This is a genomic window from Vibrio sp. 10N.247.311.51 (assembly GCF_041467855.1).
In the GTDB taxonomy this organism is placed as follows: Bacteria; Pseudomonadota; Gammaproteobacteria; order Enterobacterales; family Vibrionaceae; genus Vibrio; species Vibrio coralliirubri.
In genome coordinates this window covers 20491-33538 of the sequence record NZ_JBFSVK010000018.1, presented here as the reverse complement: position 1 = coordinate 33538, position 13048 = coordinate 20491, and the positions used below count along the sequence as shown (strand labels likewise).

Sequence of the window (13048 nt, the reverse complement as noted above, 5' to 3'; positions counted from 1 at the left end):
CTGACTCGGTGACATTTAGCTGGGGTGGACAAGCCAACATTTGGCTCATTCGCTTTAAAGGCAGAATAACAGAAGAGTTAATACCGAGGCTGAAACTGACCATAACTGAACAGACCTGACCTGACCTGACCTGACCTGAACAAAGAGTAAGCTAGTCGTAGCTTTTTAAGGCACTCTCCCATTCCGTTATTACCAACGATTTTTTGCTTTGATCTGAGAAGATCAACAAGCTGACATCTAATGGCAAAGGCTTAAGTTGATTCGCAAACTGTTCACGTAAGACAACCGCGGACTTTGCACTTTTAATATCAGTGCGCACTGGAGGCATGTTGGTGTCCTCTGCCATTAGCTTCTGTCCTGAATAGGAAAACAGATAATCGATAAAGGCTTGAGCTTGTGCTGGCCGTGGGGTGGTTTTGTTGATAAATGCAGTTCGAATAACCACAGGGGTGTAATCATTCGCAGCCACAATCACCACATCTTTGTGCTTTGATTCCCATGAGTTCGCATACGAGCCCATGATGTTGTAGGCAATCGAGATATCACCATTGGTCAGCGCCTTGAGCATCGAGGCAGAGCTATCAAAGGTGCGCGCGTGATGAAGATTAAACAGCTCTAAAAACTGCCCGTAGTTACTCGTTTGTGCCCGTTCAAAGGACCAAAGTAAATAACCGATACCCACATCACGAATATCAAACAGCCCTATCTTCCCCTTCAGCTCATCACTATGTTGACGAATAAAGCTCAGCAACTCGACACGACTTAGCGGGACTTCTTTGCCTTCAAGGAAAGCTTCATTAAACACAATCACAGCAGGTTCATAACTAAAACCAAACAGCTCATTTCGCCATTGGCTCCAGTGCGGAACAATACCCGATTGAGAGCCATAGCCCGGCACATTGATTTGGTAAGGCAGCGCGTAGCCATCATTAACAAGTCGCAATTGTAAATCCATCACCGAACTGATGGTGATGTCAGGTTGGTCCGGCTTTTGGTCTCGAATATGAGCATCTAATACATTGCTGCTCATCGCTTGATATCGCACCGTAATATCTGGATTTCGACGTTGGAAGTCATCGAGCAGTGGCTTCATTTCTGACAAGTAAGCCGCCCCATAGATCACCAGCGCATCTTCGTTTCCATCACCTTGGTGACTATTGTCTTGGTGGACAGAGTTTTGGCGACTAGCGCCTTGATTAGCTTGTGCGGTGGCATTCGTAACAAATAGAGCGCTTGCTAGCAGCACCGCCGAAGTTAGCCCTGTAATCCAAGCCCGTATTAGTTTGATCATTAAACCTCCCACCAATAGGTATGCGGGAACTGAACTTTCACCGTAAGACCGCGATTATCCGTTTCATTTGGGTTTGTATCTTCTAAGCTCAGAATTGCATTGGATTTTTGGGCAACATCTAACGCGATACTCATCCCTAGCCCTGTGCCTTGGCTAATCGCATTCGGGCTGCGATAAAACTTCTCGAACACATGAGGCTTATCTTGCTCATCAATGCCCGGCCCGAAATCGCGAATATACAGCACCGCTTTGCTGCCTTGCTGTACTAATTCTACCTCGATAGTGCTGCCTTTAGGGGAGTACTTGATGGCATTTTCAATGAGATTCGTCAGCATCTGAGTTAAGGCGAAACTGTCGCCTCGAATGTGAAATTTAAGTGATTCTATGTAGCTCAATTCGATGTCTTTATTGAGTGCATTCATCGCCAAGCCACGGCTGGTTTGTTTGACTAACTCATTAAAATCAATATCTGTAGGTTCGATACTTTGGTAACGATGGCGAATCGTCGCGTGGTTCAACAGCTGCTCCACCGTGCGCTCAAGCACTTCACATGCGCCAGTGACTTTATCTAAGTAATCGAGTGTGTGGCTGTCATTGGCTTTGCTTTTGGCCAGTTCGATTTGAGCTTTAATACCAGCGATTGGCGTCTTTAATTGATGCGCTGCTTCGCCGGTAAAATTCTTAAGGTTGGTTAAGTTCTTATCGAGTTGAGACATAAACACATTGATGGTATCGACCAAATGCTCGACCTCTTCCGGCGCATCGAGATTAATAGGGGTTAAGTCGAGATTCGATCGCCTCTCCATCTTATTGTTGATCTCATTGACCGGCTTGAGCACCTTTACAATCAACACAAAGATGACCAATAGTGCACTTAGCATCACCGCAAGCAGTAGCTTAACCGCGTGGTCCGAGAGCTGCTTCTCCCATACTTGCCTCGCTTGTGTGGTTTGCCCGACCAGCACGTAGATATTCTGAGGCCCTTCACGGGTATTCATGATGCGACTAACCAAAGACAAACGCACCCATTCATCTTTGAAGGTTAAGTAAAAATAAGCGGCCTCTGGTTCGAGTTTTATCTGGTATTGCTCAATTTGGTCACGCACCAGTTGGTCATCAAGCAATTCTTTATAACCCGTAATGTAACCAGACTCCGATGAACTCGGAGAACTAACAACCAGATAGAAAACCTTATCTCTTGGGGAATCTGCCAGTGATTTAAAGGCCGCAGTGGGAATGTCGACACTGAATGTTAAGCCATTAAAACGAACCTGCTCTATGATCTGCAGAGCCGCGTTATTCAACTGGCGATCATAAAACATCTGAGTGGTTTGATAGGCGTAGCGCTTTACCGCAACCAAAGTGAGCAAACTAATCAGGCACAACAGACAGGTCGCAGAGAACAATAATTGAAATCTCAGCGATTTTGTTCGAAAACGAAATCGGACAGGTTTGCTCAGTGCCGTCACCTAATACACCTCAGCTCAGTCTTCGACTTTATTGAGCACGTAACCAAGGCCACGCAGGGTTTTGATCTCAACATTGCTATTGGCTAGCGCCTTCCTCAAACGACCAACGTAGGTTTCAATCGCATTAGTGTTGGGTGGGTTATCAAAGTTATATAAGTGGTCGATGATCTCTTCTTTGCTCATCACACGGTTGAGGTGGTTCAGGAAGATTTCTAATAAGCGATATTCACGCTGTTTAAGCTCAATGACCTCGCCCTTCACTTTCACAATGCACCCTGCACTGTCGAACTCAATGTCACCAAACGTCACTGTGTTCTGATCGCTGCCTTGACGACGTCGAACGATCGCGCGACAGCGAGCCTCTAACTCACCAAAATCAAAAGGCTTAGTGAGATAATCATCAGCGCCTAGATCCAAAAGTTGAATTCGGTCAAACACTTCACTGCGCGCGGTAAGAATGAGAACAGGGGTATCAGACGATTGGCGAATACGTTTGATGATCTGCTCACCCGATTTATTGGGCAGGTTTAGATCGAGAATCACTAAATCAAAATCGGTGTGGCTGATCATGGCGAACGCGACTGCCCCATCGTAGGCACAATCAACACCATGACCTAGGTCGATAAAGCGCTGTTCTATTGCTTCACTGATCAAGCGATCATCTTCAACTACCAATATTCGCATCTTATCCCCCGCATAAAGAAGACGATTGTTCTCAAGTATGATGGCAATTTCAATAACAAAAGTAACAATAATAAAACAAAGTACAGTACCACATCACATTTAGAACATTCTGTTCAGTACACAAGGTAAAGTGTGTTAAATATCATCAAGCTACGTCTAATTATCCACCACTCACGAAGTAGCATCACAAATCCAAACATAAACTCCTCGTACCAGTTGTGCATCCGTTTACATACAGGTAGTTTTAGCGACCTCGAAACACATCCATTCGAACAATGACGTTCATGCGAGCGTCTTTTCCGAGCAAAAGTGTTCGGATTAACATTTCAAGTGACTTTAATTAACAATTTCATGCTCAAACGCTCACTTTTTATGTTCGTTTATTTTCGAGTTCGCAAATTTATGCACAATGCACGTGCTAGATAAGCAAAACTAAAAAGGACTCGAACATGACAACAAACAAACACCCTTCTTTATTTGGGCAATGCTTGGCTGAATTTATCGGTACAGGATTACTCATATTCTTCGGCGTTGGCTGTGTGGCTGCACTGGTACTAACCGGTGCAACATTCGGACAATGGGAAATCAGCATCATCTGGGGCTTCGGTGTTGCGATTGCAATTTACTGTACTGCCGGCGTGTCAGGCGCTCACATCAACCCAGCGGTGACGATTGCACTAGCCATGTTCCATGGCTTTGATAAAGCGAAAGTGCTGCCTTACATCATTTCGCAACTGCTTGGCGCATTCTGCTCTGCAGCACTGGTTTACAGCCTGTACAGCAACCTATTCACTGACTACGAAATCGCACACAACTTCGTTCGTAGCAGCCAAGACGCACTATTAACTGCTGGTATCTTCTCGACCTACCCACATGCTTCACTCTCTTTCTTCGGCGCTTTTGCTGTGGAATTCGTGATTACTGCAGTGTTGATGTTTGCAATTTTGGCGTTAGGTGATGAGAACAATGGCGCATCTCGCGGCGCAATGAACCCGCTACTAATCGGTATTCTTATCGCAGTTATCGGTGGTTCTTTAGGTCCACTGACTGGCTTTGCAATGAACCCTGCTCGTGACTTCGGACCAAAACTGTTCGCTTACTTTGCAGGTTGGGATTTCGCACTAACAGGTGCTCGTGATATTCCTTACTTCATCGTACCAATCCTTGCTCCAATTGCGGGTGCATGTTTTGGTGGCTGGTTGTACCCACGTGTTATCGGTGCTTACCTACCTATTGAAGGCCAAGGCTGCACAATTCCAAACCAATGTGAAACAGAACAAGAAGCTGAACAAGCTCAAGCTTAATCACTAAGCGCCCCTACATTTACTAAAATATAAATAACAAAAGAAAAAGGATTCTTACCATGACCGAGCAAAAATACATTGTTGCCCTAGACCAAGGCACCACAAGCTCTCGCGCTGTAATCCTCGACCACGATGCAAACATCGTAAGCTCTTCTCAACGCGAATTTACTCAGATTTATCCTAAAGCCGGTTGGGTTGAACATGATCCAATGGAAATCTGGGCGACTCAAAGCTCTACATTGGTTGAAGCGCTTGCTAAAGCAGGCATCCGCAGCGATGAGCTAGCGGGCATTGGTATCACTAACCAACGTGAAACCACCATTGTTTGGAACAAAGAGACAGGTAAGCCGGTTTATAACGCAATCGTATGGCAATGTCGCCGTACAGCAGACATCTGTGAAGACCTAAAAGCACGTGGCCTAGAAGACTACGTACGTGACAATACAGGCTTAGTCCTTGACCCGTATTTCTCAGGTACCAAAGTAAAATGGATTCTAGACAACGTTGAAGGCGCCCGCGAAGACGCTGAAGCTGGCAAACTACTGTTCGGTACGGTTGATACTTGGTTGGTTTGGAAGATGACTCAAGGACGTGTTCACGTTACGGATTACACTAACGCGTCACGTACTATGTTGTTCAACATCAACGACCTATGCTGGGATCAAAAGCTACTTGATGAAATGGGTATCCCATCATCAATGATGCCAGAAGTGAAGCGTTCTTCTGAGGTTTACGGTCAAACGAACCTTGGTGGTAAAGGCGGTACTCGTATTCCAATCGCAGGTATTGCGGGTGACCAACAAGCTGCACTTTACGGTCAAATGTGTGTAGAAGCAGGCCAAGCTAAGAACACTTACGGCACAGGTTGTTTCCTTCTAATGAACACGGGCCAAGAGAAAGTAACATCAAAGAACGGCCTACTAACAACACTGGCATGTGGTCCTAAAGGCGAACCTGCATACGCACTGGAAGGTGCAGTATTCATGGGCGGCGCATCAATCCAATGGCTACGTGATGAAATGAAACTACTGGCTGGCGCAGAAGACTCTGAGTACTTCGCAACCAAAGTAGATTCTTCAAACGGCGTATACGTGGTTCCTGCATTCACTGGCCTAGGCGCACCATACTGGGATGCTTACGCTCGGGGTACAATTGTTGGCCTGACTCGCGGTGTTAACTCTAACCACATCATCCGTGCAACCTTGGAAGGCATTGCTTACCAAACGCGCGACGTACTAGACGCAATGCAAGCGGACTCTGGCATCAAGCTAGCTAACCTACGTGTTGATGGCGGCGCAGTAGCGAACAACTTCCTAATGCAATTCCAATCAGACGTGCTGGATACTGAAGTTCACCGCCCTGAAGTAACAGAAGTAACGGCTCTTGGTGCCGCTTACCTTGCTGGCCTAGCGGTTGGTTTCTGGGACAGCATTGACGAGCTTCAAGACAAAGCCGTTCTTAACCGCACCTTCATGCCACACCACGACGAAGAGAAACGTAACCGCCGTTACAAAGGCTGGAAGCGTGCAATCAAGTGTGCACAGGTTTGGTCTGAGCTGCACGATGACGACGAAGAGTAATACTGAGTATTCAGCTCATCGTTAATCATTAATCGTTGACCTAGGAACTCGAGCAATCTCATCGATTAGATTGCTCGAACCTCAGCAAACGAAAGTAAAAAGAGCACTATTTTGTGCTCTTTTTTGCGTTTCAGGCTCAAATTCCACGTTTTGACCAGCGTTTTTGCGGTTTAGACATGATTCCTTACCATCATTACTTCTCTCTTTTCATCAATTCGAGCACAATAGCGTGAGTTTATATTTTCGATTTTGACGCGCTAGAGCCCTTTGCGCGCAGGGAGTGGTAAGTTAAGTGAAGCAGATACCAAGACACCAGCAGATTGTAGATCTGGTAAAAACACAAGGATATGTGAGCACCGAAGAGCTCGTTGAAAAGTTCGATGTCAGCCCACAAACCATCAGACGAGACCTCAATGAACTGGCCGATAGCAACAAGATTCGTCGCTATCATGGTGGTGCAACCATTCCTTTAAGCTCGGAAAACACCTCTTATAACACGCGCAAAGCGCTTAACTTCAACGAAAAAGACGTGATCGCCGACGAACTAGTTAAGCACATCCCAGATGGTGCAACCCTGTTCGTTGATATCGGCACCACGCCAGAATCGGTGGCACGTGCGCTCAATAAAAATCACAAACAATTACGAGTTGTCACCAACAACATTAACGTTGCCAGCATCCTTCTGCCGAACCCAGAGATCAAGGTTATCTTGGCCGGTGGCGAAGTACGCAACCGTGATGGCGGTATTGTTGGCGAAGCGACACTCGATTTCGTGAAGCAGTTCCGCCTTGATTTCGGCATCTTAGGTATCAGCGGCATCGACTTTGATGGCTCACTGCTCGATTTTGATTACCACGAAGTTCGTGTGAAACAAGCTATCATCGAAAACAGTCGCAGCATCTTCTTAGCCGTCGACCATACTAAGTTTGGCCGTAACGCGATGGTTAAGCTCGGCAATATCTCTCAAGCCCACATGGTGTTTACTAATAAGCAGCCACCGGAAGAGATTCTCAACATCCTTAAAGATTCGGCAATACCATTAGAAGTGATCGATACCGCTCGTCCTATGAGCGAATAACTAAACATAAGAGCTCAGTGACGCCACTTTCTTAAATGAATCACCATTCTTTATAGAAAAGTTAATAAAGTAAAACTTGCTCGCTGTCACTGTCGCTTCTATGCTCGAATTAGTCTTATTTGAACCTCTGCTTTCATAATCAGAGGTTTTTTTATGCCCAAATCACATAAAACGCGCATAAACGAAAATAATAAATGACCGCAAACGAAAGTTCATATAGGATTTAATTATGTTCTAAAATGCTCGTTCGCTCAGAAAGAGGTCAAAACCATGAGTGCTCAACAAAATAATTCAAACAACAGTACATCTTCCACTTTAGACTTGATCGTGATTGGCGGCGGCATCAACGGTGCAGGCATCGCGGCAGACGCATCAGGTCGTGGTCTAAACGTTGGCTTATACGAAGCAAATGATTTCGCATCTGCAACGTCTTCTGCCAGCTCAAAGCTTATCCACGGTGGCCTACGCTACCTTGAACATTACGAATTTCGTTTGGTTTCGGAAGCACTCGCTGAACGTGAAGTCTTGTTAAGAAAAGCGCCTCATGTTGCTCAACCAATGCGTTTCCGTTTGCCTCATCGACCATTTTTACGCCCAGCTTGGATGATTCGCTGTGGCCTATTCCTTTACGATAACTTGGGTAAGCGCACCACTCTTCCGGGAAGCAAGACAGTCAACCTAGCGAAATCGGGCCTACTGAAACCAGAAATGAAGACGGGCTTCGAATACTCAGATTGCTGGGTGGATGATGCGCGTATGGTGTTGCTCAACGTATTAGCAGCAAAAGAAAACAACGCAGAAGTACGTAACTACTGCCGTGTTGAAAAAGCGCACCGCGAAGGTGGTATTTGGCATGTGACGATCCTTGATGTGATGACAAACCAACGCTTTGAACGCAAAGCAAAAGCGCTTGTTAACGCGGCTGGTCCTTGGGTTAAACAGTTCTTTGATGATGGATTAGAGCAAGCTTCGCCTCGTAATATTCGTCTGATCAAAGGCTCACACATTGTTGTGCCACGCATTCATGACGAACCACAAGCGTACATTCTGCAAAACAAAGACAATCGTATTGTGTTCATGATCCCTTACCTAGATAAGTTCTCGATCATCGGCACGACTGACCTTGAATACAAAGGCGACCCACGTAACGTCGCAATTGATGATGTCGAAGTGGATTACTTGATTGATATTGTTAACCAGCACTTTGTTAAACAGCTTGGCCGTGAAGATGTAGTTTGGACATACAGTGGCGTAAGACCGCTTTGTGACGATGAATCTGATTCTCCACAAGCGATCACTCGTGACTACACGTTGGAATTGGACGCAGAACTGGATCAAGCGCCACTGCTTTCGATCTTCGGCGGCAAGCTAACCACTTACCGTAAGCTAGGCGAAGCAGCACTTAAGAAGTTAGAACCACACCTAACCAACATGGGTGCACCTTGGACAGCCAACAACACGCTTCCAGGCGGTAACTTTAGTTGCAGCAGAGAGCAACTTGCGAAGATGATCCACACTAAATACCCTTGGGCACCTGAAGCGCTATTGCTTCGCTACGTGACTCAATTTGGTACTTACACTTGGAAGCTACTGGAAGGCGCAAATAGCGAAGCAGACCTTGGCATCCAGTTCTCAAGCGAGGCGCATGGCGTTTATCAAGTTGAAATCGATTACTTGATCAATGAAGAGATGGCGATGACTGACGAAGACATCTTGTGGCGCAGAACCAAGCTTGGTCTGTACATGAGCGAATCCGAGCAGCAAGCGGTGACGGATTACCTGAAAGAGAAGCTACAAAGCAAGGTTGTAAGCTTTTCTCAAGTAGGCTAACCCCACCAGCTTAAACATGGTTCAAGAACATACTTAACAACGAAGCTTAGCGTCCCCCGCGCTAAGCTTTTTTATTGTCTGCTATTCCGCTCAGCCTGAGACTTTGTTCACACCTCTATTTTCAACAAAAACTAAATAGTGTTTTATTAATCCGGTTGATTATCAACTTCACAAAAGGTTGCTATTCTTTATCTCAACGAAACAACACATTTAAAAACGCTCACCATGTCAGCGCTTTAATAAGGAATCTATTCCATGCAAAAAGTTATTCTGATCACAGGCTCTACCGATGGTATCGGCTTCGAAACGGCAAAAGTACTTGTTCAACAAGGTCACCACGTTTTATTGCATGGACGTACCCCAAGCAAACTCAAAGACGTAGAGCAGCAACTTGTGGCTATCTCTGCGGAAGCGAAAATTCAAAGTTACGTAGCAGACTTGTCTGTTCTGGCTGATGTGGATGCGTTGGCGGACGAAATAATTGCTGAGCACGATAAGATTGATGTACTGATTAACAACGCAGGTGTGTTCAACACTCCGAACCCGATCACTAAAGACGGTTTAGATGTTCGTTTTGTTGTGAATACTATTTCACCATACCACCTGACTAAACGTCTGCTACCTGTACTCGGTGCATCTAGCCGAGTGGTGAACCTGTCTTCAGCAGCACAAGCAGCAGTGAACATCGAAGCGCTAGAAGGCAAGAAGCCAATGTCTGATGGTGACGCTTACGCACAAAGCAAGCTTGCGATCACTATGTGGACTCGTGAAATGGCAAAAGAGTTAGGCTCTACGGGGCCAATGGTGGTTGCAGTCAACCCAGCTTCGTTACTAGGTAGCAAGATGGTGAAATACGCTTACGGCATTGCAGGCGGCGACCTAAGCATCGGTTCTGATATTCTGGTTCGCGCATCATTGTCTGATGAGTTCGCACAAGCGGGCGGTCAATACTTTGATAACGACAACAACACATTTGCGAACCCGCACCCAGATGCGATATACGGTGATAAGTCGCAGCAAGTTGTCGCTAAAATTGAAGAAATCATCAAGGCGACGCTTTCTTAATCACGACGACTCATGCTGAGTTAATTTGCAAATCTCAATAAAAAAGCCCTGTGTTTCTAATGTATTAAGTTAGAAACACAGGGCTTTTTCGTACAACGTTTGTCTCTACGTTTGCTCCCAATACGGCGGATTACCATAATATTCAGAGAAGTAGTCAATGAAGGCTCTCACCTTTGGTGCCAGTAACCTTGTGCTTGGGTACACCGCCCAAATCGCAGGCTCTGAGGTTAATGGATAATCTTCTAATATCTGAATTAGTTGACCACTTTTCAGTTGCTCATAGGCACACCAATTCGACGTCACCGTGATACCCATACCGCCTGAGGCTGCGTCACGCAGTGCTTCTCCGTTATCTGCCCTGAACGAGCCCGATGCCTTAATCGTCTTAGGCCCGCTTTCAGTATTGAAGGTCCAGTTTTCTAAACCAATTAGGCTAATACACTGATGCTCGTTAAGATCTTGAGGTGTGGCTGGCTTACCGTATTTGATTAAGTAATCAGGCGATGCACACACAATACGCTTGTCTGTCGCAAGTTTTCGGGCAATCAGTGTCGAGTCTTTCAGCTCTGAGATGCGAATTGCGATATCAAAGCCACCTTCAACAACATCCACCATCGAATCTGATAATCTGAGATCGACTTTTAACCCAGGGTAGCGTTCTAAGAATCCAGGTAAAGCAGGCACAAGATGCAAACGCCCAAAAGACGCAGATGCGGTAACTCGCAGCGTTCCGGTTGGAGAGTCACAGCCCACACCAACCGCCGATTTGGCAGCATCGACGCTCGATAACACTTCTTCAGCATGAGGTAAGAATGCTTCCCCCTCTTCGGTTAGAGAGACCTTGCGAGTGGTTCTATGCACCAAGCGAACGCCTAAATTGTCTTCCAGTTTACTGATGTGCGAGCTTGCAACAGCAGGAGACAAACCAAGCTCTTGCCCAGCCATGCTGATGTTATGTGTGGAAGCTAAACGAACAAACAATTTGAGGTGTTCAATATTCATGAGATTACCAATAAAATCTTAAAAATCGTGTACCAGCAACCCTCATTATGCGTCATTCATATAACAATACAACGTATTAACTCAGTTGAATTTTGAAGATCTTATTGAGCCAAAACGAAAAAAACTCCCGAAGGAGTTTTTTGTCTAAGTCTGCAATTCGCCATTTAGCTAATCAGCAAAATTACCCGCTCACTAACCAGTTAAACGCGCATGCAGTACATCTTTCAGTACAGAACGATCATGTTTCAGTTGGTGCATCGAGCCATCATCAATGGGTGAATCTTTCAGCTCAAGCTTACGAATCTCTTTATCAAGGTTGTCGTACGTCTTCATGTCTGCTGCAAAGCCATCGTCAGTTTTAACAAGCTCAGCAATTTTATCTTTCATTTCAGGAAATTCGTGAACAAGAGAATGATTTTCACCTAGCATAGAAACCTCTTAAGTTGAGTAAAGTGATTGGTATTACGCATTCATTATTAACCTTAGCAAGGGAGTCAAATAACAAATGAGATCCAGTACACAGCATAGAATATAGACAATTCAGATTCACAAATTTACAACATCCACCAAGAAAATGGCTTTGCTGATTTTGAATTGTCTCAGTAACGGAAGTAGGTTTATGGCGATTATCCCGCCTCGAAAGCAATACTTCTTTCGATTTTTACTTAGCCTGCAAATATCATTTTTAAGTAAACGCTACCAAGCAAACGTCTGAATAACACTATCTTTAGCCATTGGGTTTGATGCTATCGCACGGTTCACCTTAGCCAAAAATTGCTCTCTTGAATCAAGCAGGAAACCTTTCTGAGTCACGATGTTATTGCCATGGTCGCCCCAATAGAAAGTGTCGATGTTTAGATTCTCAAGCAGATACTTTTCTTCTTCTAGGATCTGAAGCTGCGTCGGCATAACGAACTTGCCATCTTTTACTTCTTGTTCCATCACGGTTCCTGGCTGAATAGCTAACGCCATTGGTGCTATCTGCTCAGGCTTCATAATGTTCAGTAACCTTGTGGTCTCGACGATATGTTCACGTGATCGATCTCGACCACCAAGGCCGAAGATAAACGAAAGTAAGGTTTCAATGCCGGCTTCTTTGGCTAATGCCATGCCTTCGATCGCTTGTTCTGGTGTCATGCGCTTTTTGATGTTGTCGAGTACAACCGCATCCCCCGACTCCAACCCCGCATAAGCCATAGTGAGACCAGCACTTTTAAGCTCTTTAAGTTCGCTTAGGCTTTTGCGACGGAAATCGTTCAATCCACTGTAAAGTGAAACTTTTCTGCTTTCTGGAAAGGTATGACGAAGCTTATCCAAAATCTTAAGGAGATAATCCGTGCGGGCTGCCATCACGTTGCCATCGATAAGAAAAATCGATTCAACATAAGGATAAATCAGGCGAGCTTCTTCGATATCTTTAAACACATCCTCAATATCACGAACCTTGAATCGTTTATCGCTGAACATATTACAGAACGTGCACGTGTTGATGCTGCAACCTAAAGTGGTTTGAATCAGAATGCTCTTCGCCTCTGTCCATGGACGATATACTTTTCCCTCGTAATTCATATTGGTTTCTCCGGTCTGTAAGCACGAGAGCATGCTTGAATAAAACAGAGTTTATCAACACCAGTATTCATTGATAATTCGCAATATAGTCGAATCAGTTTTTAGATTTTAAATAAAATACCCTCACCAAACGGAGAGGGTATCTATGTACTGCTAATGAAGAAAAGCTACAACCT

At 45.2% G+C, this 13048-nt stretch carries 11 protein-coding genes; 5 read left to right on the top strand and 6 right to left on the bottom strand.

Going from position 1 to position 13048, the window contains the following annotated elements; genetic code table 11:
* Nucleotides 1-151: 151 nt before the first annotated feature.
* The 3 genes from AB6E85_RS16200 to AB6E85_RS16190 are packed head-to-tail and all read right to left on the bottom strand — an operon-like array spanning nucleotide 152 to nucleotide 3444.
* Nucleotides 152-1291 (bottom strand): ABC transporter substrate-binding protein, encoded by a 1140-nt coding sequence (locus tag AB6E85_RS16200; protein ID WP_372143227.1) that lies wholly within the window; start codon nucleotides 1289-1291, stop codon nucleotides 152-154.
* Nucleotides 1291-2760, bottom strand: coding sequence for a sensor histidine kinase (locus AB6E85_RS16195; RefSeq protein ID WP_372143226.1), 1470 nt, complete (start codon nucleotides 2758-2760; stop codon nucleotides 1291-1293). Before AB6E85_RS16195 ends, AB6E85_RS16200 begins: the two co-directional genes overlap by 1 nt.
* Before the next feature lie 15 nt (nucleotides 2761-2775).
* Complete coding sequence (locus tag AB6E85_RS16190; protein WP_016795398.1) at nucleotides 2776-3444, bottom strand: response regulator transcription factor; 669 nt, start codon at nucleotides 3442-3444, stop codon at nucleotides 2776-2778.
* A 449-nt stretch (nucleotides 3445-3893) separates the two neighbouring features.
* Here AB6E85_RS16190 and AB6E85_RS16185 point away from each other — a divergent pair, with 449 nt between their 5' ends.
* The 5 genes from AB6E85_RS16185 (at nucleotide 3894) to AB6E85_RS16165 (ending at nucleotide 10301) form a co-directional block, all read left to right on the top strand.
* A complete protein-coding gene (locus AB6E85_RS16185) occupies nucleotides 3894-4748 on the top strand; it encodes an MIP/aquaporin family protein (RefSeq protein WP_372143225.1) in 855 nt (284 codons plus the stop codon).
* Nucleotides 4749-4807: 59 nt separating this feature from the next.
* The gene (glpK, locus tag AB6E85_RS16180; protein WP_017064019.1) at nucleotides 4808-6328 is read left to right on the top strand and encodes a glycerol kinase GlpK; all 1521 of its coding nucleotides are present in this window, start codon (nucleotides 4808-4810) and stop codon (nucleotides 6326-6328) included.
* 292 nt (nucleotides 6329-6620) lie between these two features.
* Complete coding sequence (locus tag AB6E85_RS16175; protein WP_017096306.1) at nucleotides 6621-7406, top strand: DeoR/GlpR family transcriptional regulator; 786 nt, start codon at nucleotides 6621-6623, stop codon at nucleotides 7404-7406.
* A 270-nt stretch (nucleotides 7407-7676) separates the two neighbouring features.
* Nucleotides 7677-9236 (top strand): glycerol-3-phosphate dehydrogenase, encoded by a 1560-nt coding sequence (gene glpD, locus AB6E85_RS16170; RefSeq protein WP_050643413.1) that lies wholly within the window; start codon nucleotides 7677-7679, stop codon nucleotides 9234-9236.
* A gap of 255 nt (nucleotides 9237-9491) precedes the next feature.
* A complete protein-coding gene (locus AB6E85_RS16165; RefSeq protein WP_372143224.1) occupies nucleotides 9492-10301 on the top strand; it encodes an SDR family NAD(P)-dependent oxidoreductase in 810 nt (269 codons plus the stop codon).
* A gap of 105 nt (nucleotides 10302-10406) precedes the next feature.
* Here the strand turns inward: AB6E85_RS16165 and AB6E85_RS16160 are convergent, their stop codons facing one another.
* The 3 genes from AB6E85_RS16160 to AB6E85_RS16150 all read right to left on the bottom strand — a co-directional run bounded on the left by AB6E85_RS16160 (nucleotide 10407) and on the right by AB6E85_RS16150 (nucleotide 12872).
* On the bottom strand, nucleotides 10407-11303 hold the full coding sequence (locus AB6E85_RS16160) for a LysR family transcriptional regulator (RefSeq protein WP_372143223.1): 897 nt from the start codon (nucleotides 11301-11303) through the stop codon (nucleotides 10407-10409).
* Between the two features lie 192 nt (nucleotides 11304-11495).
* Complete coding sequence (locus tag AB6E85_RS16155; protein WP_372143222.1) at nucleotides 11496-11732, bottom strand: YdcH family protein; 237 nt, start codon at nucleotides 11730-11732, stop codon at nucleotides 11496-11498.
* 267 nt (nucleotides 11733-11999) lie between these two features.
* Nucleotides 12000-12872, bottom strand: a complete 873-nt coding sequence (locus tag AB6E85_RS16150) for a radical SAM protein (protein ID WP_050651043.1) — start codon at nucleotides 12870-12872, stop codon at nucleotides 12000-12002.
* Between the last annotated feature and the right edge of the window lie 176 nt (nucleotides 12873-13048).